Below are 17,902 nucleotides of genomic sequence, written 5' to 3'. Positions count from 1 at the left end.
CCGACCCGTGTGCGGGGTTCGGCCGGCCCGGCTCACGCCGCGGCGAGCGCCGCCGCACCGGCGGCGGCGATCTCGTCGTCCTGCGCCGCGGTCCCGCCCGAGACGCCCACGGCGCCGACCGTGACGCCGTCGAGCCGCACCGGCACCCCGCCGGGGAAGATCATCAGCCGGTCGGCCTTGACGATGCCGTGCAGCAGCGCGGGGTCGTTGGCGATCATCGGGTACCACTCGCTGGTCGGGAGCCCGAACGCGGCGACGGTGTAGGCCTTGTCCTGCGCGAGCGCGATGGACAGCCGCGCGGCGCCGTCCATGCGCGCGAACGCCAGCAGGGTTCCTGCCGGGTCGGCCACGGCGAGGCACACCGGCACGCCCAGCTCGACCGCCCGCCGTCGGGCGCCGTCGAGCACCGCCGTCGCGCCGTCGAGCGTGAGACTGCGCTGATCGAAGACCATTCCCATGCCGTACTCCTTCCTCGGTCGCCGTTGCCCGGTCACCGTCGCCCGGTCACCGTCGCTTGTTCCCCGTAGCCCGGTGGCGCGCGGACCACGGCGGCACTCCGCCCGGCACCGCGGGCTGGAGGGCGCGGCGCCGGGCGGGGCGGTTGGAGCCTGCGCGGGCCGCGGACGGCCCGCGCAGGCAGGTCCGGTCACGTGAAGACGGTCGTGTACTCCTCGTTGAGCTGGCGCTTGTGGTAGAAGATGCCCTTGCCGAGCTGGTCGACGGTCCACAGCGTGGTGGGGCGGTCACGGTAGGCCACGTAGCCGTCCGAGAACACCTCGTTGCGGTTGCCCGCAGGGTCGAAGAAGTACGTCGTCTGCCCGCGGGTGATCCCGTGACGGGTCGGCCCGACGTCGAGCTGGACGTCGTCCATCGACATGATGTCCGACGCCCGGAGCACCTCGGACCAGCCGTAGAGCTGGAACGCGAAGTGGTGGATCTTCCCGTCGGTGCCCGCCGGGCCGCCGAGGATCGCGATGTCGTGGCCGCGGTTGCCGACCGACAGCCACGTCGCGAGCGAGCACTCGGTGTGGTCGAGGTCGGGCACCAGGCGCTCTACCTGATAGAAGTCCATGACGTCCATGAAGAACTTCTCGTTGGCGTTCACGTCCTCGGCCACCATGAGCGCGTGGTCGATGCGCGGGGCTCCGATGCCCGCGAGGTGCCGCGGGAACGACTCCGGGTTGACGCTCCCGACGGCGTTGCCGACGAACGTCTGCTCGTAGTAGACCTCCACGACGTGGGTCGACGGCAACGTGATGCGCAGACCCTCGGAGACCTCGGGGTTGTCACCGCGCGACATCCGCTCGGTCTTGACCCCGAAGACGCGTGCCCTGTTCTCGATGATGTCGATGTCGTCCGGGGACTCGACCTTGAACCCGAACTTCTTGACGCCGACGCCGCCCTCCTCCAGGACGACCGAGTGGTGGTCCCACTCGTCCCATCCCTTGAGGTAGACGGTCCTGCCCACCTCGAGCGTCGGGGCGAACCCGAGCGTGTCGATGTAGTGCTTCTTTGCGGCATCCAGATCCGTGACGCGGATATGGATGTATCCCATGCGCAAGACGCCCACAACTCACTCCTTCCAGTGATCCTGACGTGGCTGCTACTGCGTGGGGCACGGCAGGGCGGAATCGTGCTCCGCCTGCCGTCAAGCGGGTTTCCGGCTCGCGGCCTCCTCACCGAGCACGAGCCGCGTCAGCAGGGGTGCGATGCACCTGAGCCGACTCTCGGGCGCGACGGCGATCGTCACGTCGTCGACGGGCACCGCCCGGCACGCGAGGGCGACGCCCTGCGCGCGCTGGGACGCCGGGAGCGCCTGCTCGCAGACGGTCACCGGGTAGTCGACGTCGCCCTCGACGACCTGGACGGTGCAGATGCCGCACCCGCCGCGGTGGCAGCCGGCCCGCACGGCGTACCCGGCGCGGTAGATCGCCGCCAGCACCGTCTCGCCGTCGCGGACCGGGATCGGCACGTCGATGCCGCGCACGACGAGCGTGCGCGACGGCGCGGGCCCCGGGGACGGGTTCGTCACCGGCGTGGGCGCGGCGGCCACGTCAGCTCTCCGGCTCGCGGTTCACCTGCATGACCACGGCCTTCGGCTCGGTGAAGAACTCACGCGAGAAGTTGCCGCCCTCGCGCCCGACGCCGGAGGCGCCGACACCGCCGAACGGAGCCCGCAGGTCGCGGATGAAGAAGCAGTTGACCCAGACCGTCCCCGCCTTGAGCCGCGCGGAGACCCGGTGGGCGCGCGAGAGGTTCTCGGTGAACACCATGGCGTTGAGCCCGTAGGGCGTGTCGTTCGCCAGGCTGACGACCTCGTCCTCCGTGTCGAACTCGGTGACGACGACGACGGGACCGAAGATCTCCTCGCGGTACTGCGGAGCGTCCAGCGGCAGGCCGACGACGATGGTCGGCTTGACGAACCACCCCTCGCCCAGGCCGCCGGTGAGCAGGCGCCCGCCGTGCTGCTCGACGGTCTCGACGTAGCCCTTGACCTTGGTGTGGTGCACCTCGCTCGACAGCGGCCCGAACTCGGTGCCCTCCGCCAGCGGGTCGCCGATCACCAGCGCCTCGGCCTTCGCCCGGAACCGCTCGAGGAACCGCTCCGCGATCCCGCGCTGCAGGAACAACCGCGACCCGGCCAGGCAGACCTGCCCGGCGTTGCGGAAGATCGCCTGCACCGCCCAGTCGGTCGCGTTCTCGAGCTCGGCGTCGTCGAACACGATGTTCGCGCCCTTGCCGCCGAGCTCGAGGCTCACCGGGATGAGCCTGCGCGCGGCCGCGCCCATGATGGCGTTGCCGGTGCGGGACTCACCGGTGAAGGTGATGCGGTCGACGCGGTCGTCGTCGGTGAGGAACTCGCCCACGGACCCCGTCCCGAAGCCGTGGACGACGTTGAGGACCCCCGGCGGGAGGCCCGCCTCGAGGGCCAGTCGCGCGAGGACGACCACCGACGTCGGCGTGTGCTCGGACGGTTTGAGGACCACCGTGTTGCCCCACGCGAGCGCGGGCGCGATCTTCCAGGTCGCCATCATCAGCGGGAAGTTCCACGGGGCGATCGCCACCACGACCCCGGCCGGCTGGAACAGCGAGTAGGCGTGGTGGCCGCTGTCCATCGGGTACTGGTCGCCGCACGACAGCGCCTGGTGGTCGGCGAAGAAGCGGATGTTCCACGCCGACCTCTCGACGTCGGCGAGGGCCTGCGGGGTCGGCTTGCCCATGTCCAGGGTGTCGGCCCGCGCCAGCTCGTCGGCGTGCTCGACCATGAGCTCGGCCAGCCGGCGCAGCACGGCCTGGCGCGCCTGGGGGCCCAGGTGCGGCCACGGGCCGTCGTCGAACGCCCGGCGCGCCGCGGCGATGGCGGCGGACGCCTCCGCCCGCCCGCCCAGGGGGACCTGGGCCCAGACCTCACGCGTGAACGGGTTGACGGAGTCGAACCGGCGTCCGTCCTCGGACTCGGTCTCCCGGCCGTCGATGACGTGCCCGAAGAACTCAACCATGGTGACGGTTCCTCTCTTCGATGGTGACGTCGCCGGCGCAGAAGTGCGACGGCGGGACCTCACGGGCGATGACGCGGACGGACTCGGCGGGGCAGCCCAGCGCGCGCGTGGCGGCCTCGGTGAGCTCGTGCAGGAGCGAGCGGATCGTCGTCGCCGGCCGGCCGGCGACCAGGGTCACCTCGATCACGGGCATGGCGGACCCCCCGCGACGGTGATCGTGCCGAGGTGCGTGAAGTGGAACGCGACGGTCACGCCCGCGGGGACGGGGTAGGCGTCCGTGATCCCGCCGGTCAGCACGATCTGTCCGGCCTTGATGGAGTGCCCGCGGCGAGCCAGGCTGTTGGCGGCCAGCGCGAGCGCCTCACCGGGGTGGCCGAGGACGGCGGCGCCCGTCGCGGTGTCGACGATCTCCCCGTCGACCTCGACCAGCACGGCCTCCGTCGTCAGGTCCAGGTCGCCGGGTCGCAGCATGGGCGAGCCGGTGACGAACGCACCGGAGGAGGCGTTGTCGGCGACGACGTCCGGCAGCGTGAACCGGAAGTCCCGGTACCGCGAGTCGATCACCTCCGCTCCCCGGCGACCCAGGCCACCGCCTGCATCGCCGTCGCGCAGGTCACGCCGGGGCCCTCCAGGTCGGCGCCCATGACGAACACGATCTCGGGCTCCACGCGCGGGTGGATGAACTGCTCCGCCGGCACGGGCACCCCGGCCGGCAGCGCCATGTCGTGGGTGAGCCAGGCGACGATGGGTTCGTCGACGCCCATGCGCTCCTGCTTGGCGCGCGAGGTCAGGCCCAGCTTGACGCCGACGAGGCTCTGCCCGGCGGCGAGCCGCCGCTTGAGCGTCAGGTCCTGGACGGCGTAGGCCGTCGCGAGGTCCAGGCCGGGCCACTCGTCGGTCAGCGGCCCGCGGTCGCGGCGCTCGCGCTCGCACGCCAGCAGCTCGCAGGCCGCGCTCGCGACGTCCCAGGAGGTCATGACGCCCCTCCCGCCGCGCCCGCCTCGGCCAGCTCCAGCGCGACGTCGATGAGCAGGTCCTCCTGACCGCCGACGTACCCCCGCTCGCCCGCGATCTGCAGCAGCCGCGGCGCGGGGACGCCGTACCGCTCGGCCGCGCGCTCGGCGTGCAGCAGGAACGAGGAGTAGACGCCCGCGTAGCCCTGCATGATCGACCCGTGGTCCATCCAGGGCAGGCGCGTGATGATCGGGCGCACGACGTCGGAGGCGACCGACAGGATCTCGTCGACCGAGATCTGCGTGTCGATGCCCAGCCGGTCGAAGACCGCGACCAGCACCTCCGTGGGCGAGTTCCCCGCGCCGGCGCCCAGCCCGCACACCGACCCGTCGATCTGCCGGGCCCCGCACGGTAGGCGAGCACCGAGTTGGCCACGCCGAACGACAGGTTCTGGTGCCCGTGGTAGCCGACCTGGGCCTCGGACCCGATCTCGTCCAGCAGCGCCGTGACCCGGTCGGAGACCTGCTCGAGGATCAGCGCGCCCGCGGAGTCGACGACCAGCACGCACTGGCAGCCGGCGTCCACCATGATCCGGGCCTGCGCGGCCAGGACGTCCGGCTCGACGCGGTGCGAGAGCATGAGGAACCCGCACGTCTCCATCCCGATCTCCCGGGCCGCACCGAAGTGCTGGACCGAGACGTCGGCCTCGGTGCAGTGCGTGGCGATGCGGGCGACGCGCGCACCCGCCGCGTAGGCGTCCTTGAGGTCGCGCACGGTGCCCAGACCGGGCAGGAGCAGCGCGGCGATCTTCGCGGAGGCCGCCTGCTCGGCGGCGACCTCGATCAGCCGGATGTCGGGGACCGCCGAGAACCCGTAGTTGAACGAGGACCCGCCCAGGCCGTCGCCGTGGGTCACCTCGATGACCTCGACGTTCGCGGCGTCCAGGGCGCGCACGACGTCGCGCACGTTCTGCTCGCTGAACTGGTGGCGCATCGCGTGCGAGCCGTCGCGCAGCGTGGTGTCGGTGATCCGCACCTCACGCGACGTGCCGACCGGAGGGTTGTGCCGGGTCGTGGTGTCAGCCATGGTTCACGCACCTGCCGTGGTGTCGGCCGCGACGGTCTGCCCGTCGCGGGCGGGGATGATCCGGCGCCGGGCGATGAGCTCGCCCACCCGGGCGGCCGCCGACGTGATGATGTCGAGGTTGCCGGCGTAGTCCGGCAGGTAGTCGCCCCGGCCGGTGACCTCGAGGAAGACCGAGACGCGGCCCAGGCCGCTCCAGCCGTCCTGCGCCGGCTCGAACTGCGGCTCGGTGCGCAGCACGTACCCCGGCACGTACTCGCGCACGGACTCGACCATCCGGTGCACCGACGCGGTGATGGCGTCACGCGTCGCGGCGTCGGCGGCGGCGTCGGCGGAGATCGCGCAGAACACGGTGTTGTGCATGTTCATGGGCGGCTCGGCCGGGTTGAGGACGATGACGGCCTTGCCGCGCGTCGCGCCGCCGACCTTGACGATCGCGTCCGAGGTGGTCTCGGTGAACTCGTCGATGTTGGCGCGCGTCCCGGGGCCGGCGGACAGCGATGCGAGCGAGGCGACGATCTCGCCGTACGACACGGGCGTGACCTGGTTGACGGCTGCGACGATCGGCACGGTCGCCTGCCCGCCGCACGTGACCATGTTGAGGTTCGACGCGTCGAGGTGCGAGGAGAGGTTGACCGCCGGGACGCAGTAGGGGCCGATCGCCGCAGGCGTCAGGTCGACGGCCATCATGCCGCGCTCGGCGTACCGGGGGGCGTTGGCCAGGTGTGCGCGCGCGGCCGTCGCCTCGAACACGATGTCCGGCGCGTCGTCCTGCGCGAGCAGCCAGTCCACGCCCTCGTGGCTCGCCTCCAGGCCGAGCCGTCGCGCCCGGGCCAGGCCCTCGGACGCCGGGTCGACGCCGACCATGTAGCGCGGCTCGATGCTCTCCGAGCGGCGAAGCAGCTTGATCAACAGGTCGGTGCCGATGTTTCCCGGACCGACGATCGCGGCGATCGCTCGGGTGCCCATGCGGTGTCCTTTCCTTGCTGTGGTCGAAGATGTCGTCGGGGCGCCCGCAGGTGCCCCACGGTCAGCCGAAGACGGTGGTGACCTGGCCGATCCCGCCGAAGCGGGCGCGAGCGACCGTGCCGGCCTCGACGGTCACGGCCGCGGTGACCGAGCCGGAGAGCACGACGTCGCCGGCCCGGAAGGTCACCCCACGCTCGCCGAGCGTGTTGGCGAGCCACACGAGCGCGTTGACCGGAGACCCGAGGACGGCGCCGCCGGCCCCCGTGGCGGCGACGAGACCACCCACCTCGAGCACGCAGCCCGACAGCGCGAGGTCCAGCGCGTCCACCCGGACGGGTCGCGAGCCGAGGACGACGCCCGCGCCCGAGGCGTTGTCGGCCACCGTGTCGACGTAGCCGATCTTCCAGTCGGTGATGCGCGAGTCGATGAGCTCCAGGGCGGGCAGCACGAAGTCGACGGCTCGCAGCGCCTGCGCGACGTTGACCCCCGGGCCGGCGAGGTCCGACCCGAGGACGAACGCGATCTCCGGCTCGACCTTGGGCTGGATGTACCGCGCGCGGTCGAGGGGCTCGTGGTCCAGGTGGACCTGGTCGCGCATGACGTGCCCGAAGTCGGGCTGGGTCACGCCGAGCTGGCGCTGCATCGCGCGGGACGTGAGCCCCACCTTGTACCCGGCGACGGTCCGGCCCGCGCCCGTCCAGGACGTGACCTGGTCGAGCTGGATCGCGTAGGCGTCGGCCGCGGTCAGCTTCGCGTCGCTGCTGATCGGGTCGATCGGCTGCCGGCTCTCGTAGGCGGCCAGGAGCCGGTCGGCGATGGAGCGGCGGAGCTCCGCGCTGGTGGACATCTGTACTCCGCTTCGTCGAGGAGGGCACTGGTCCGCAGGTCAAGCCCACGGGGTGGGTTGAGTCTTCGATCGGGGACGCGCAACATCAAGGTCTCTGTCCCACTGAGCGGAACATGGCTGGATATCGATGCCCACGGACCCGAGGGAGACCTCACACATCGCCCGCGCCGCTGCCGTGCTCTCGGCGTTCACGTTCCGCGACAGTGCGCTGACTGCCGCCGAGCTCGCCCGGCGTGCCGGGCTGCCGCGTTCGAGCGCGCACCGGATCGTTGCCGACCTCGTGGCCGAAGGGCTCCTGGAACGCGCGCCGCAAGGCGGCTTCTGCCTGGGGATGCGCCTGTTCGAGCTCGGCCTGCGCGCGCCCCGCCAGCGCGGGCTGCGCGACGTCGCCGCACCCTTCCTGACCGATCTGCGCGACGCGACCCGCCAGACCGTGCACCTGGCGGTGCTCGACGGGACGGAGGTCGTCTACCTCGACATCATCCGTAGTTCCGCAGGTCCGGCCCTTCGCTCGCGCGTCGGTGGACGTCTGCCGGCCAGCGTCACGGGAGTCGGCAAAGCCATCCTCGCGTTCTCCCCCGCACCGGTTCGGCAGGCGATGATCGCCCGCGGGCTGCCCCGGCTGACACGCCACTCGATCACCGACGCCGCCGTGCTCACGGCGCAGCTCGACAGCATCGCCCAGCGCAACACCGCCTACGACCGCCAGGAGCAGGCCTATGGCACGAGCTGCTGCGCCTCGGCGATCTTCGGCTACGGCGGCGACGTCATCGGCGCGGTGTCGGTGGCCGGCCACACGTCCACGCTGCGCCTGGAGAACGTCGCCTCGGCGGTCCGGTCGACCGCGGCGGGAGTCTCGCGCATGTACGGCGGCCACGTCCCGCGCTGACACGCCCGGTCGCGACGGTGCCCGCGGGCGCTGCGTGCCGCGACATGCGCCGCACGGATCGCGACGGAACGACGGTGTGATCTCGCACACGGCCCCCGGCGCCGGTCGCCGCGGCGGAGCGGCCGATGCGCGCGGGTCACGTCATGCTCGACGACGCGCCACGGGGACCGGAGCCCGGCTCGCACCCGGGCGCGCGTCGTCGGACCGGGACGACCGGAGACATCAGATTGTCGGGGTGACAGGATTCGAACCTGCGACCCTCTGCTCCCAAAGCAGATGCGCTACCAAGCTGCGCCACACCCCGCGGGTCCCACGAAGAAGACCGCCGCCCCAGTCTACGGGCGCGCCACCGGCACGGTGGACGGGCTGGCGTTTGCTAGGGTTGCGTCCGGCCCAGGCGCCGCGCGGACGTAGCTCAATGGTAGAGCCTCAGTCTTCCAAACTGATTACGCGGGTTCGATTCCCGTCGTCCGCTCCCAGTGTCACCGCAGGTCGCGGTGCATTCACCAGGTGCGTTGAGCTGTGGCCGGGGCATCCCCCTGGACTGCCCCGACCACAGCCGTCTGTGAACCGTCAGTGCGCCGCCACGTACGCCACCGGCTCGGGCAGTCCTGCCTCGGCCCGGATGCGCCGCGACAGACCCTCGATCGACCGCAGCGCGTCGTAGACGTCGTCGGCGGTGACCGGGAACGGCATGTTGTGGATGGTCTCGCCCTCGACCGTGGCCGCCTCGGCGACGCGGCGCAGGTCGGCCTCGTCGCTGACCTTGAGGCCCACCTCGGTGAGCGTGTTGGGCAGCCCGACGCGCGTGGTGAAGACGACGAACTCCTCGATCTCGGCCAGCGGCGCGCCCTCGAGCACGAGCTGTGTCACCGAGCCGATGTTGACCTTCTGGCCGTGCGTGAGCCCGTGGGTCTGCGGGGCGGCGGTGAGGCCGTTGTGGATGGCGTGCGCCGCCGCGAGGCCGCCCGACTCGAACCCGAGCCCGGACAGCAGCGTGTTGGCCTCGACCAGCTTCTCGACGGCGGGCGTGACCACGTGGTCCTTGACCGCCTCGATCGCGGGGATCGCGTTCTCCCAGATGAGGTCCCACGACAGTCGTGCGAGCGCCGTGCCCGTGGCGGTGGGCAGCCCGCCCGCCATCGTGGTCGCGTGCGCGCGGTCGGTGGCGCGCGCCTCCAGCCAGGTGGCCAGGGCGTCGCCGACGCCCGCGACGAGGAACTTCACGGGGGCGTTCGCGACGAGCTGCGTGTCGAGCAGCACGAGGTCGGGGTTGCGCGGGAAGAACCGGTACTCCTCGAACTCCCCGTCGGGCGTGTAGATGACCGAGAGCGCCGACGTCGGCGCGTCGGTCGAGGCGACGGTCGGCACCGAGGCCCAGCGCACCCCGGCGAGGTGCCCGGCGGCCTTGACCGCGTCGATGGTGTTGCCGCCGCCGACGCCGAGCACGACGTCGGTGCCGGTGGCGTTGATGACGTCGACCAGCCGGTCGACCTCGGCCGCGGTGGCGAGCCCCGCGAAGCCCTCACGCACGACGGGCAGGCCGGCGGCGGCGAACGACGCCGTGACGGCCTCCTCGACGAACCCCCACACGGTGTCGTCGGCGACGACGAGAGGCGTGCTGCCGAGCGGTGCGGTGAACTCTCCCAGGCGAGCCATGGCGCCGCGGGCCTGTACGTAGCGACCGGGGCTGATGACCGTGCGGATCGGAACTGTCGTCATCGCGGGGACTCCTTCGTCGGATCGGGGGATCAAGGCTTGACCTTAGGCGAACCACCTCGTTGGCCGACGAACAGCCACGTCAAGCGTCCGCTTCGTAGGTCTCCGTCTGGCGCAAAGAGATCCTGGTGTCGCTCGCCGTGCGCGGTATGACACAGGTGGACGCTCTGGCGGCACCGCCCTGACACGCCATAAGGTGCAGTCGTCGTCGATCGCCCGACGACGACGCCGCGTCGCGCCGCCCGCGCCGACGCCACCCCGCCCGGAGGGAGCCGACAGTGCGCATCGCCGTCGTCCTCCGAGCGCGCGCAGCGTCCGACGTGCCGACGTCGACCTGTTCCCGCTGTCGCAGCTGTCAGTAGAGCGTCCGCCCCACGCCTGACCCGAGCGCCTCGTGCGCGCTCAGGGCCGCGGCGACGGCGGGCGCTCACCCGTCGTCACGCACAGCAACCCCAGCGACCCCCGCATCACGACCCATGAAGAGGATGACCATGTCCCGCATCTACGACGACGCGACGAAGCTGATCGGCGGCACGCCGCTCGTCCGGCTCAACAAGCTCACGGACGGCCTCGGCGCCACGGTGCTCGCCAAGCTCGAGTTCTACAACCCGGCCAACTCGGTCAAGGACCGCATCGGCGTCTCCATCATCGACGCGGCCGAGGAGTCCGGCGCGCTCCGGCCCGGCGGCACGATCGTCGAGGCGACCTCGGGCAACACCGGCATCGCGCTCGCCTGGGTCGGCGCGGTGCGCGGCTACGACGTCGTGCTCGCGATGCCCGAGACGATGTCGAAGGAGCGCCGGGCGCTGCTGCGCGCCTACGGCGCCGAGCTCGTGCTGACCCCGGGTGCGGACGGCATGAAGGGTGCCGTGGCCGAGGCGGAGAGGATCGCGGCCGAGCGCCCCGGCGCCGTCCTGGCCCGCCAGTTCGCCAACGAGGCCAACCCGGCCATCCACCGCAAGACGACGGCCGAGGAGATCTGGGCCGACACCGACGGCGGCGTCGACGCCGTCGTCGCCGGCATCGGCACGGGCGGCACCATCACCGGTGTCGGCCAGGTGCTCAAGGAGCGCAAGCCCGAGGTCAAGCTCGTCGCTGTCGAGCCGCAGGAGTCCCCGATCCTCAACGGCGGCGCCCCCGGCCCGCACAAGATCCAGGGCATCGGCGCCAACTTCGTGCCCGAGATCCTCGACACGAGCATCTACGACGAGGTCATCGACGTCGACGCCGACACGGCCCTGGTGTTCGCGCGCCGCGCCGCCAAGGAGGAGGGCCTGCTCGTCGGCATCTCGTCCGGCGCCGCGCTGGCCGCGGCGGTGCAGCTCGCGGGGCGGCCCGAGTACGCCGGCAAGACGATCGTCGCGATCGTGCCGGACTTCGGTGAGCGCTACCTGTCGACCGTGCTGTACGCGGACCTGATGGACTGACGTGACCGACCTTCGCGCGGTGCGGGCCCAGACGGTGGCCGGGGACGAGGACGAGCGCCAGCACGCCCAGCACCCCGGCCACCGCCCGGGCCTGCGCCACCTGATCGAGATCCTCCTGGAGGATCTCGACGCCGCCCACGCGCACGACCCGGCCGCCCGCACCCGCCTGGAGGTCGCGCTCGCCTACCCCGGCGTCCACGCACTGTGGGTGCATCGGGTCTCGCACCGCCTGTGGCACGCCGGGTGGCGGCTGCCGGCCCGTCTCGTCTCGCAGGCCACGCGCTTCTTCACCGGCATCGAGATCCACCCCGGGGCCGTCATCGGGCGGCGGCTGTTCATCGACCACGGCATGGGCGTGGTCGTCGGCCAGACGGCCGTGATCGGCGACGACTGCATCCTGTTCCACGGCTCGACCCTGGGCGGGCGGTCGATGACGCGTGGCAAGCGGCACCCCACGCTCGGCGACCGCGTCATGATCGGTGCGGGTGCCAAGGTGCTCGGGCCCATCGTGCTCGGGGACGACGTGCAGGTGGGCGCCAACGCCGTCGTCGTCAAGGACGTGCCGGCGGGCGCGGTGGCTCTCGGTGTGCCGGCGCAGGTGCGGTTCCCGCACGCGCCGCCGTCCGAGCGCGACCGGCACGAGGACCCGGCGCTGCTCATCGAGTACATGATCTGAGCCGGGCGCGGCGCCCGGTTCCGGGCGCCGCGAACCCGGCCGGACCGGGGAAGGCCGCGTGCCGTGGGCGGCTCACCGGCCGGCGACGTACGCCTTCGCGAGCCCGTCGGGCGCGACCGCGAGCCAGGCGTCCGTGAGCGCGTCGCGCAGGTCGCCGTCGTCGGCGGCGTCGAGCTGGACGAGCACCGCCGCATATCCGGCGAAGTGCGGGATGGTGAAGAACCCGGGTCGGCCCGCGTCGAGCACGGCCGCCTTCTCCGCCAGGTCCTCGACGACGAGGGCCAGGATCGGCCCGCCCGGCACGGGGTCGCTGCCGTAGCGCGTGACGTCGGCCTTGCTGAAGGCCCGTTCCCACGCGAAGACCTTGCCCTCCACGCTCCAGGCGAGTCCGGGCCGGTGCCCGCCGCGCACGGCCTGCGTGACGGCGGGCAGCTGCGCGGCGAGCCGAGCGACGTCGTCGAACGTGGCCACGGCACGACCGTACGTCGCGGGCCGCGCGTCGGATAGGGTGTGACCTGCGTTACATGCGACGCCCGGTTCGGGGAACCGCGCGACACCACCCGCTCTCGACGAGGAGAACCCCGTGCGCATCGGCATCCAGACGGGCTACTGGTCCCGCCGCCCCCGAAGGGCGTCATCGGCGCGATCGTCGCGGGCGAGGCCCTCGGCCTCGACTCGGTGTGGACGGCGGAGGCCTACGGCTCCGACGCGTTCACGCCGCTCGCCTGGTGGGGCTCACGGACGCGGAAGGTTCGGCTCGGTACCGGCATCGCCCAGATGGCGGCCCGCACGCCCACCGCCACCGCGATGCAGGCCCTCACGCTCGACCATCTGTCGGGCGGGAGGTTCGTGCTCGGGCTCGGCGCGTCCGGCCCGCAGGTGGTCGAGGGCTGGTACGGGCAGCCGTTCCGCAAACCGCTGGCCCGCACCCGCGAGTTCGTCGACGTCGTCCGGCAGGTCATCGCCCGCGAGCGCCCCGTGACCCTCGACGGCGAGTTCTTCCGCCTGCCGCTGCCCGCCGACGCGCCCGGGGCGACCGGGCTCGGCAAGGCGCTCAAGCCCACCGTGCACCCGCTGCGGCACGAGATCCCGATCATCCTGGCCGCGCAGGGCCCGCGCAACGTCGCGCTCGCGGCACAGATCGCCGACGGCTGGCTGGCCGGGTTCTACTCCCCGCGCATGGACGATCACTTCCGCGCACTGCTCGCCGAGGGGTTCGCGGAACGCAGCGGTGCGCGGTCGCCGTCGTCGGGGTTCGAGGTGCTGGCCACGGTGCCCGTGGTGGTGCGCGACGACGTCGAGACCGCCGCGGACGTGCTGCGGCCCCACGTGGCGCTCTACGCGGGCGGGATGGGCGCCAAGGAGGCCAACTTCCACAAGGCGTCGCTCGACCGGCTCGGGTACGGCGACGCGCTCGACGAGGTGCAGGCGCTCTACCTCGAGGGCCGCAAGGCGGAAGCCGCGCGGAAGGTGCCGCTCGCCCTGATCGAGGAGATCGCGCTGGTCGGCCCGGCCGACAAGATCCGTGACGACCTGACCCGGTGGGAGTCCACGGCGGTGACGACGATGCTGCTCCAGGGCGACCCGTCGTCGATGCTGACCGTGCTGGCGGCGTCGCAGTCCGGCGGTGGCACGGGCCTGTCGACCCTCCGTTCCCGCACCGGGGCCCTCCTGGCCCGCGTCGCACCCCACCACGTCTGACCCGCCGTCACGCCGTCACGCCGTCACGCCGTCACGTCCCGGCGGCGCGCGAGGTCAGTGGCGCGAGGCGCTCCCGGGGTGGCCGGGGTCGTCGTCCGCCGGCCCGGCCGGGGGAACCAGATCGCGCGCGCCAGCGCTACGCGGCGTCCGTCGCGGGTCAGCGGCGTGGCCTCGGCGCGCAGGGCGTCCAGCGCCGCCGTCACGTGGCGGGCCGGCGGGGCGCCCGACGCGTTGACCACACGCCACCACGGCACGTCGTGGTTGTCCTGGGCGGGGCCGACGACGGCGGCGCCGTCCGGCACCAGGTGCGCGTACCGGTCCCCCGAGCCCGCCATCACCTGCCCCACCTGGCGCGGTCCGCCGCGGTGCAGCGTCTCGCCCACGATCTCCGCGATCAGCCCGTAGGTCATGGCCCGGCCGGGCGGGATCTGCCGCACCAGCGCCAGGACCGCGGCGGCGTACTCCTCGGCGCCGTCGGGACGCGAGGCAGCGCCGTCGGTCGCAGGGACGGACGCACTGACCACCGGGCGAGCGTAGCCCGCGCGGCGACCAGGCGGCGCCCAGGCGGGTCGGACCGGTCAGGACGCACCGGGACGTCCAGAACCGCACGGGTGCGAACGCGTGCGGGCGCGAACGGGCGGCCGCCTCGCGCTCGGCTGGGACCCCAGGCACGATCGTGACGTGAGACCCGCCTCCCCTGCCTTCGTCCCCCGCCCCCTGCCCGACGGCTACCGGTTCGTCCCGCTCGACGACCGCCGCTGGCGCGACGTCGCCGACCTCGACACGTGGGTCTTCCCCCTGGGGGCGTCGACCGACGAGCACGCCTCCGAGGCGAACCCCCTGACGTGGGAGCGGACCGTCGGGATCGTCGGCCCCGGCGGCGTCGAGGACGGGCTCGCCGCGCAGCACACGTCGTTCCCGTTCGCGCGCTTCCCCGTGCCAGGGGCACGCCTGGCGAGCGCGGGCCTGAGCTGGGTCGGCGTCCACCCGCAGCACCGACGTCGCGGGCTGGCGTCGGCGATGATCGACCACCACTTCGCCGCCTGCCTCGCGCGCAACGAGGCGCTGTCGGTGCTGTACGCGTCGGAGTACCCGCTCTACGGGCGCTACGGCTACGGCCGGGGCTGCGACGACGTCCGCCTGCAGATCCCGCGCGGTGCACGCCTGCTGGACGTCCCGGGGGCCGACCGGCACACGGTCCGCCTGGAGCACGCCTCGCAGGAGCGCCACGGCGACATGGTCGCGCGCCTGCACGCCGCCGCGGGCGACGACGTCGTCGCCGGCCTCAACCGCCCCGGGTGGGCCGAGCGCGAGACGCTCCCCATGCAGGACCTGTGGTGGGACGACCCGGAGCACCTGCGGGGCGGGTTCGAGACGCGCCGCATCGTCGTCGTCGAGCTGGACGGCGAACCGCGCGGGTACGCGACGTTCCGCCGCAAGATCGTGTGGGACGCCGACGGCGTCCAGGGCCCGGTCCAGGTGGGCGAGGCCGTGGCGCTCGACGCCGCCGCGGCGCGCGCCCTGTGGGGGGTGCTGCTGGAGCTCGACCTCGCCGGAGAGGTTCTGCCGTACCTGCTCCCGGCCGACGACGTCGTGCTGAGCCTGCTGGCCGACCGCCGCGCCGCACGGCCGCGGCTCGTCGACAACCTGTGGGTGCGGCTGGTCGACGTGCGGACGGCGCTCGGCGGACGCCGGTACGCGGCCGACGTCGATGCCGTGATCGGCGTGCACGACAGGAGGCTGCCCCACAACGAGGGGGCGTGGCACGTGCGCGGGGCCGCGTTCGGCCCGGCGACGTGCGAGCCGACGCAGGCTCCGCCGGACCTTGAGCTGGACGTGCGCGAGCTCGGGTCGGTGTACCTGGGCGCCGGGTCGCTGGCCGCGCTCGCCACCGCCGGGCTCGTGACCGAGCGGACGCCCGGGGCGCTGGCCCGGGTGGGCACGGCGTTCGGCTGGCCCGTCGCTCCGGGGGCGTCATGGTTCTTCTAAGCGCCGTCCGCACGGCGCCGTGTCGTCCCTGCCGATAGCGTGGAGGACGGCGATGGAGCCCATGCCGTAACGGCATCAGCACAGGGGAGGCTGGCGATGGACGATCTCGACGACCTGGCGGAGGACACCCTGCGACTGTGGGTGTTTCCCGACGAAGCCTCGGCAGTGACTGCGGCGCACGAGCTCGGGGCACAGACGCGTCACCGCACCTCCAACGTGAGCTCCGCCTACCTGATCGGCTGGGACGCCGACGCCGAGCGGTTCACGACGACCTCGGTCGAGCACGTCATGGCACCGGCGATGGGCGCGAAGAAGCTCACGGGGAACCTGGTGGCGCTGGCGCTGACGGCGCCGCTCCTGGGCGCGGCCGGCGGCCTCGCCTACCTGGGTCTGACCAGCCAGGCGCTGCAGGCGATCGGCCGGGACAGGGTCGAGGCGGCGCTGGCCCACCTCTCGCCCGGCGACCACGCGATCCTCGCGACGCTCATCGAGCCGCGCGACCTCGCCCTGAGCGGCGCGACCCGAGAGGTGACCATCGGCTGACGGCCTGGCCCGTCACCGCTGGCAGGTGCCGCACCAGTAGAGCGTGCGCCCGGCGACCTGCCGGGTCAGCACCGGGGTGCGGCAGAGGCGGCACGGCAGTCCGTCGCGGTGGTAGACGTAGAACGCCGCGTCGGCCGGGACGGCGCCCGGCGTGCCGTCGGTGTTCTGGCGCGTCCGACGGCGGCCCGGGTCCGGGGCCATGACGGTGCGGTCCTGGGGGCGGGTCGTGACGATCGCTCCGGTCGCGGCGCCGTCGTGCATGAGGCCGACGAGGTCGTCCCACAGTGCGCCGAGCGTGCCGGCGTCGACGTCGCGGCCGGGGCGCAGCGGGTCCAGGCGCGCCCGGAAGAGCGCCTCGGCCCGGTAGATGTTCCCGACGCCCGCGACGACGCCCTGCGACAGGAGCTGCTGGCCGACGGCGACGCGTGAGCCGCGCACCGCGTCGACGAACGCCGCGCGTGCCGCGGCGAGCGAGCCACGACCCCCGTCGGGCCGCAGCGGGTCGGGTCCGAGCTGCGCCTCCACGGCCGCCTTCTGCTCGGCGGTGACGACCTCGCAGGCGCTCGGCCCGGTCAGGTCCGCGACGGCGTGCGCGCCCAGCAGCCGCGCCCGCACGGCGCCCCGCGGCTCGGGCACCGCCCAGGCGGCGCTGCCGGGCTCGCACGGCCGCGTTGGCGAGGCGGGCGGTTCGGGGGCGGACTCCCGGTCGCCGACCCGCCGGCGCGGCGCGCCGATCGCGTGGACGACGGCGGCCGTGCCGTCCGTCGCGAACGTCCACGCGCCGTAGAGGCCGAGGTGGACGCGCAGCCACAGGTCGGCGGCGCCGTCGTGGGGCGCCCCGCCCTCGCGGTCGGGCCCCTCGGGCGGCCGCGCGGCGACGGCCGCTCCCCCGCCGGGCACCGGCCCGAACCCCAGGAAGAGCTGCTTGCCCCATGCCTCGCTCGCCACCAGCACGCGACCGGACACGAGCGCGGCGCCCGCCGCGAACCGCCCTTGCGGGCTGGTCACGGCGAGCGCCTGGCCGCCGAACAGCTCGGCGAGCATCCGCGCGAGGCGGTGGACGGTGTGGCCCTCGGGCACGCGCGGCCGACCTCCCGGCGCGTCAGGCGCGGGCGGACCGGGCGGCCTCGTACGCCGACATCGCGTCGATGCGCCGCTGGTGGCGGGCGTCGCCGCTGAACGGCTCGGCGACGAACGCGTCGACGATCGCCGTCGCCTGCTCGACCGTGTGCATGCGCCCGCCGACGGCGACGACGTTGGCGTCGTTGTGCTGGCGGCCGAGCCGCGCCGTCTCGAGCGACCACGCGAGGATCGCGCGGACGCCGGTCACGCGGTTGGCTGCGAGCTGCTCGCCGTTGCCCGACCCGCCGATCACGATGCCGAGCGAACCGGGCTCCGCGATGACCGCCTCGGCCGCGGAGATGCAGAACGCCGGGTAGTCGTCCTGCGCGTCGTAGACGTGGGCGCCGTGGTCGACGACGTCGTGACCCTCCGCGCGCAGGTGCTCGACGAGGTGGTTCTTGAGCTCGAAGCCGGCGTGATCGGTGCCGATGTGTAGACGCATGGCGCCATTCTGGCGCAGACCACGAGGCGGGCACGCGCGCA

Annotated in this window: 20 protein-coding genes, 2 tRNA genes and 2 pseudogenes; 7 read left to right on the top strand and 17 right to left on the bottom strand. The window is 73.3% G+C overall.

Features of this window, described 5'->3' with window-relative positions; translation table 11 throughout:
- Positions 1–32: 32 nt before the first annotated feature.
- The 11 genes and pseudogenes from ET495_RS01785 to ET495_RS01745 all read right to left on the bottom strand — a co-directional run bounded on the left by ET495_RS01785 (position 33) and on the right by ET495_RS01745 (position 7,353).
- Positions 33–458, bottom strand: a complete 426-nt coding sequence (locus ET495_RS01785) for a GlcG/HbpS family heme-binding protein (RefSeq protein ID WP_129202135.1) — start codon at positions 456–458, stop codon at positions 33–35.
- Between the two features lie 188 nt (positions 459–646).
- A complete protein-coding gene (locus tag ET495_RS01780) occupies positions 647–1,570 on the bottom strand; it encodes a catechol 2,3-dioxygenase (RefSeq protein WP_129202133.1) in 924 nt (307 codons plus the stop codon).
- A gap of 78 nt (positions 1,571–1,648) precedes the next feature.
- Positions 1,649–2,053 carry a 2Fe-2S iron-sulfur cluster-binding protein gene (locus ET495_RS01775; RefSeq protein ID WP_129202131.1) on the bottom strand — a complete coding sequence of 135 codons (405 nt, stop codon included), beginning with the start codon at positions 2,051–2,053 and terminating at the stop codon, positions 1,649–1,651.
- A gap of 1 nt (position 2,054) precedes the next feature.
- Complete coding sequence (locus tag ET495_RS01770; protein WP_129202129.1) at positions 2,055–3,500, bottom strand: aldehyde dehydrogenase; 1,446 nt, start codon at positions 3,498–3,500, stop codon at positions 2,055–2,057.
- Positions 3,493–3,693, bottom strand: a complete 201-nt coding sequence (locus tag ET495_RS01765; protein ID WP_129202127.1) for a tautomerase family protein — start codon at positions 3,691–3,693, stop codon at positions 3,493–3,495. The genes ET495_RS01770 and ET495_RS01765 overlap by 8 nt, the downstream gene beginning before the upstream one ends.
- The gene (locus ET495_RS18020) at positions 3,684–4,064 is read right to left on the bottom strand and encodes a 2-keto-4-pentenoate hydratase (protein ID WP_211340891.1); all 381 of its coding nucleotides are present in this window, start codon (positions 4,062–4,064) and stop codon (positions 3,684–3,686) included. Before ET495_RS18020 ends, ET495_RS01765 begins: the two co-directional genes overlap by 10 nt.
- Positions 4,061–4,477 (bottom strand): 2-keto-4-pentenoate hydratase, encoded by a 417-nt coding sequence (locus tag ET495_RS18015; RefSeq protein WP_211340890.1) that lies wholly within the window; start codon positions 4,475–4,477, stop codon positions 4,061–4,063. Before ET495_RS18015 ends, ET495_RS18020 begins: the two co-directional genes overlap by 4 nt.
- A complete protein-coding gene (locus tag ET495_RS18380) occupies positions 4,474–4,665 on the bottom strand; it encodes a hypothetical protein (RefSeq protein WP_245993390.1) in 192 nt (63 codons plus the stop codon). The genes ET495_RS18015 and ET495_RS18380 overlap by 4 nt, the downstream gene beginning before the upstream one ends.
- Before the next feature lie 108 nt (positions 4,666–4,773).
- Positions 4,774–5,447 (bottom strand): annotated as a pseudogene (gene dmpG / locus ET495_RS18375) (4-hydroxy-2-oxovalerate aldolase); the annotation flags it as partial.
- 96 nt (positions 5,448–5,543) lie between these two features.
- Positions 5,544–6,506 (bottom strand): acetaldehyde dehydrogenase (acetylating), encoded by a 963-nt coding sequence (locus ET495_RS01750; RefSeq protein ID WP_129202125.1) that lies wholly within the window; start codon positions 6,504–6,506, stop codon positions 5,544–5,546.
- Positions 6,507–6,567: 61 nt separating this feature from the next.
- Positions 6,568–7,353 carry a 2-keto-4-pentenoate hydratase gene (locus tag ET495_RS01745; RefSeq protein WP_129202123.1) on the bottom strand — a complete coding sequence of 262 codons (786 nt, stop codon included), beginning with the start codon at positions 7,351–7,353 and terminating at the stop codon, positions 6,568–6,570.
- Between the two features lie 127 nt (positions 7,354–7,480).
- Here ET495_RS01745 and ET495_RS01740 point away from each other — a divergent pair, with 127 nt between their 5' ends.
- A complete protein-coding gene (locus tag ET495_RS01740) occupies positions 7,481–8,242 on the top strand; it encodes an IclR family transcriptional regulator (RefSeq protein ID WP_129202121.1) in 762 nt (253 codons plus the stop codon).
- A gap of 230 nt (positions 8,243–8,472) precedes the next feature.
- Here the strand turns inward: ET495_RS01740 and ET495_RS01735 are convergent.
- Positions 8,473–8,546 (bottom strand) — tRNA-Pro (locus tag ET495_RS01735).
- 100 nt (positions 8,547–8,646) lie between these two features.
- Here ET495_RS01735 and ET495_RS01730 point away from each other — a divergent pair.
- Positions 8,647–8,717 (top strand) — tRNA-Gly (locus ET495_RS01730).
- A gap of 98 nt (positions 8,718–8,815) precedes the next feature.
- On the opposite strand, the gene ET495_RS01725 is transcribed toward ET495_RS01730, so the two are convergent.
- On the bottom strand, positions 8,816–9,964 hold the full coding sequence (locus tag ET495_RS01725; RefSeq protein ID WP_129202119.1) for a glycerol dehydrogenase: 1,149 nt from the start codon (positions 9,962–9,964) through the stop codon (positions 8,816–8,818).
- Between the two features lie 488 nt (positions 9,965–10,452).
- On the opposite strand from ET495_RS01725, the gene cysK reads away from it, so the two are divergent.
- Complete coding sequence (cysK, locus tag ET495_RS01720; protein ID WP_129202117.1) at positions 10,453–11,388, top strand: cysteine synthase A; 936 nt, start codon at positions 10,453–10,455, stop codon at positions 11,386–11,388.
- A gap of 1 nt (position 11,389) precedes the next feature.
- Positions 11,390–12,064, top strand: coding sequence for a serine O-acetyltransferase EpsC (epsC, locus tag ET495_RS01715; RefSeq protein WP_129202115.1), 675 nt, complete (start codon positions 11,390–11,392; stop codon positions 12,062–12,064).
- 72 nt (positions 12,065–12,136) lie between these two features.
- On the opposite strand, the gene ET495_RS01710 is transcribed toward epsC, so the two are convergent.
- A complete protein-coding gene (locus tag ET495_RS01710; RefSeq protein WP_129202113.1) occupies positions 12,137–12,535 on the bottom strand; it encodes an MmcQ/YjbR family DNA-binding protein in 399 nt (132 codons plus the stop codon).
- A 112-nt stretch (positions 12,536–12,647) separates the two neighbouring features.
- Between ET495_RS01710 and ET495_RS01705 the strand changes: the two are divergent.
- Positions 12,648–13,765, top strand: a pseudogene (locus ET495_RS01705) (LLM class F420-dependent oxidoreductase).
- A gap of 23 nt (positions 13,766–13,788) precedes the next feature.
- Here ET495_RS01705 and ET495_RS19310 read toward each other — a convergent pair.
- Complete coding sequence (locus tag ET495_RS19310) at positions 13,789–14,289, bottom strand: MGMT family protein (RefSeq protein WP_129202111.1); 501 nt, start codon at positions 14,287–14,289, stop codon at positions 13,789–13,791.
- Between the two features lie 157 nt (positions 14,290–14,446).
- Here ET495_RS19310 and ET495_RS01695 point away from each other — a divergent pair, with 157 nt between their 5' ends.
- Both ET495_RS01695 and ET495_RS01690 read left to right on the top strand, forming a co-directional pair.
- Positions 14,447–15,754, top strand: a complete 1,308-nt coding sequence (locus tag ET495_RS01695) for a GNAT family N-acetyltransferase (protein ID WP_129202109.1) — start codon at positions 14,447–14,449, stop codon at positions 15,752–15,754.
- 96 nt (positions 15,755–15,850) lie between these two features.
- Complete coding sequence (locus tag ET495_RS01690) at positions 15,851–16,297, top strand: hypothetical protein (RefSeq protein WP_129202107.1); 447 nt, start codon at positions 15,851–15,853, stop codon at positions 16,295–16,297.
- A 12-nt stretch (positions 16,298–16,309) separates the two neighbouring features.
- Here the strand turns inward: ET495_RS01690 and ET495_RS01685 are convergent, their stop codons facing one another.
- Both ET495_RS01685 and ET495_RS01680 read right to left on the bottom strand, forming a co-directional pair.
- Entirely contained in the window at positions 16,310–17,377 is a 1,068-nt protein-coding gene (locus tag ET495_RS01685; protein WP_129202105.1) for an Fpg/Nei family DNA glycosylase, read from the bottom strand.
- Positions 17,378–17,399: 22 nt separating this feature from the next.
- The gene (locus tag ET495_RS01680; protein WP_129202103.1) at positions 17,400–17,861 is read right to left on the bottom strand and encodes a ribose-5-phosphate isomerase; all 462 of its coding nucleotides are present in this window, start codon (positions 17,859–17,861) and stop codon (positions 17,400–17,402) included.
- Positions 17,862–17,902 lie beyond the last annotated feature (41 nt).

Origin of the sequence: Xylanimonas allomyrinae (assembly GCF_004135345.1) — a bacterium.
GTDB lineage: Bacteria > Actinomycetota > Actinomycetes > Actinomycetales > Cellulomonadaceae > Xylanimonas > Xylanimonas allomyrinae.
Note: the sequence above shows the minus strand (reverse complement) of the source record. Positions and strands in the feature narration are given on the sequence as shown.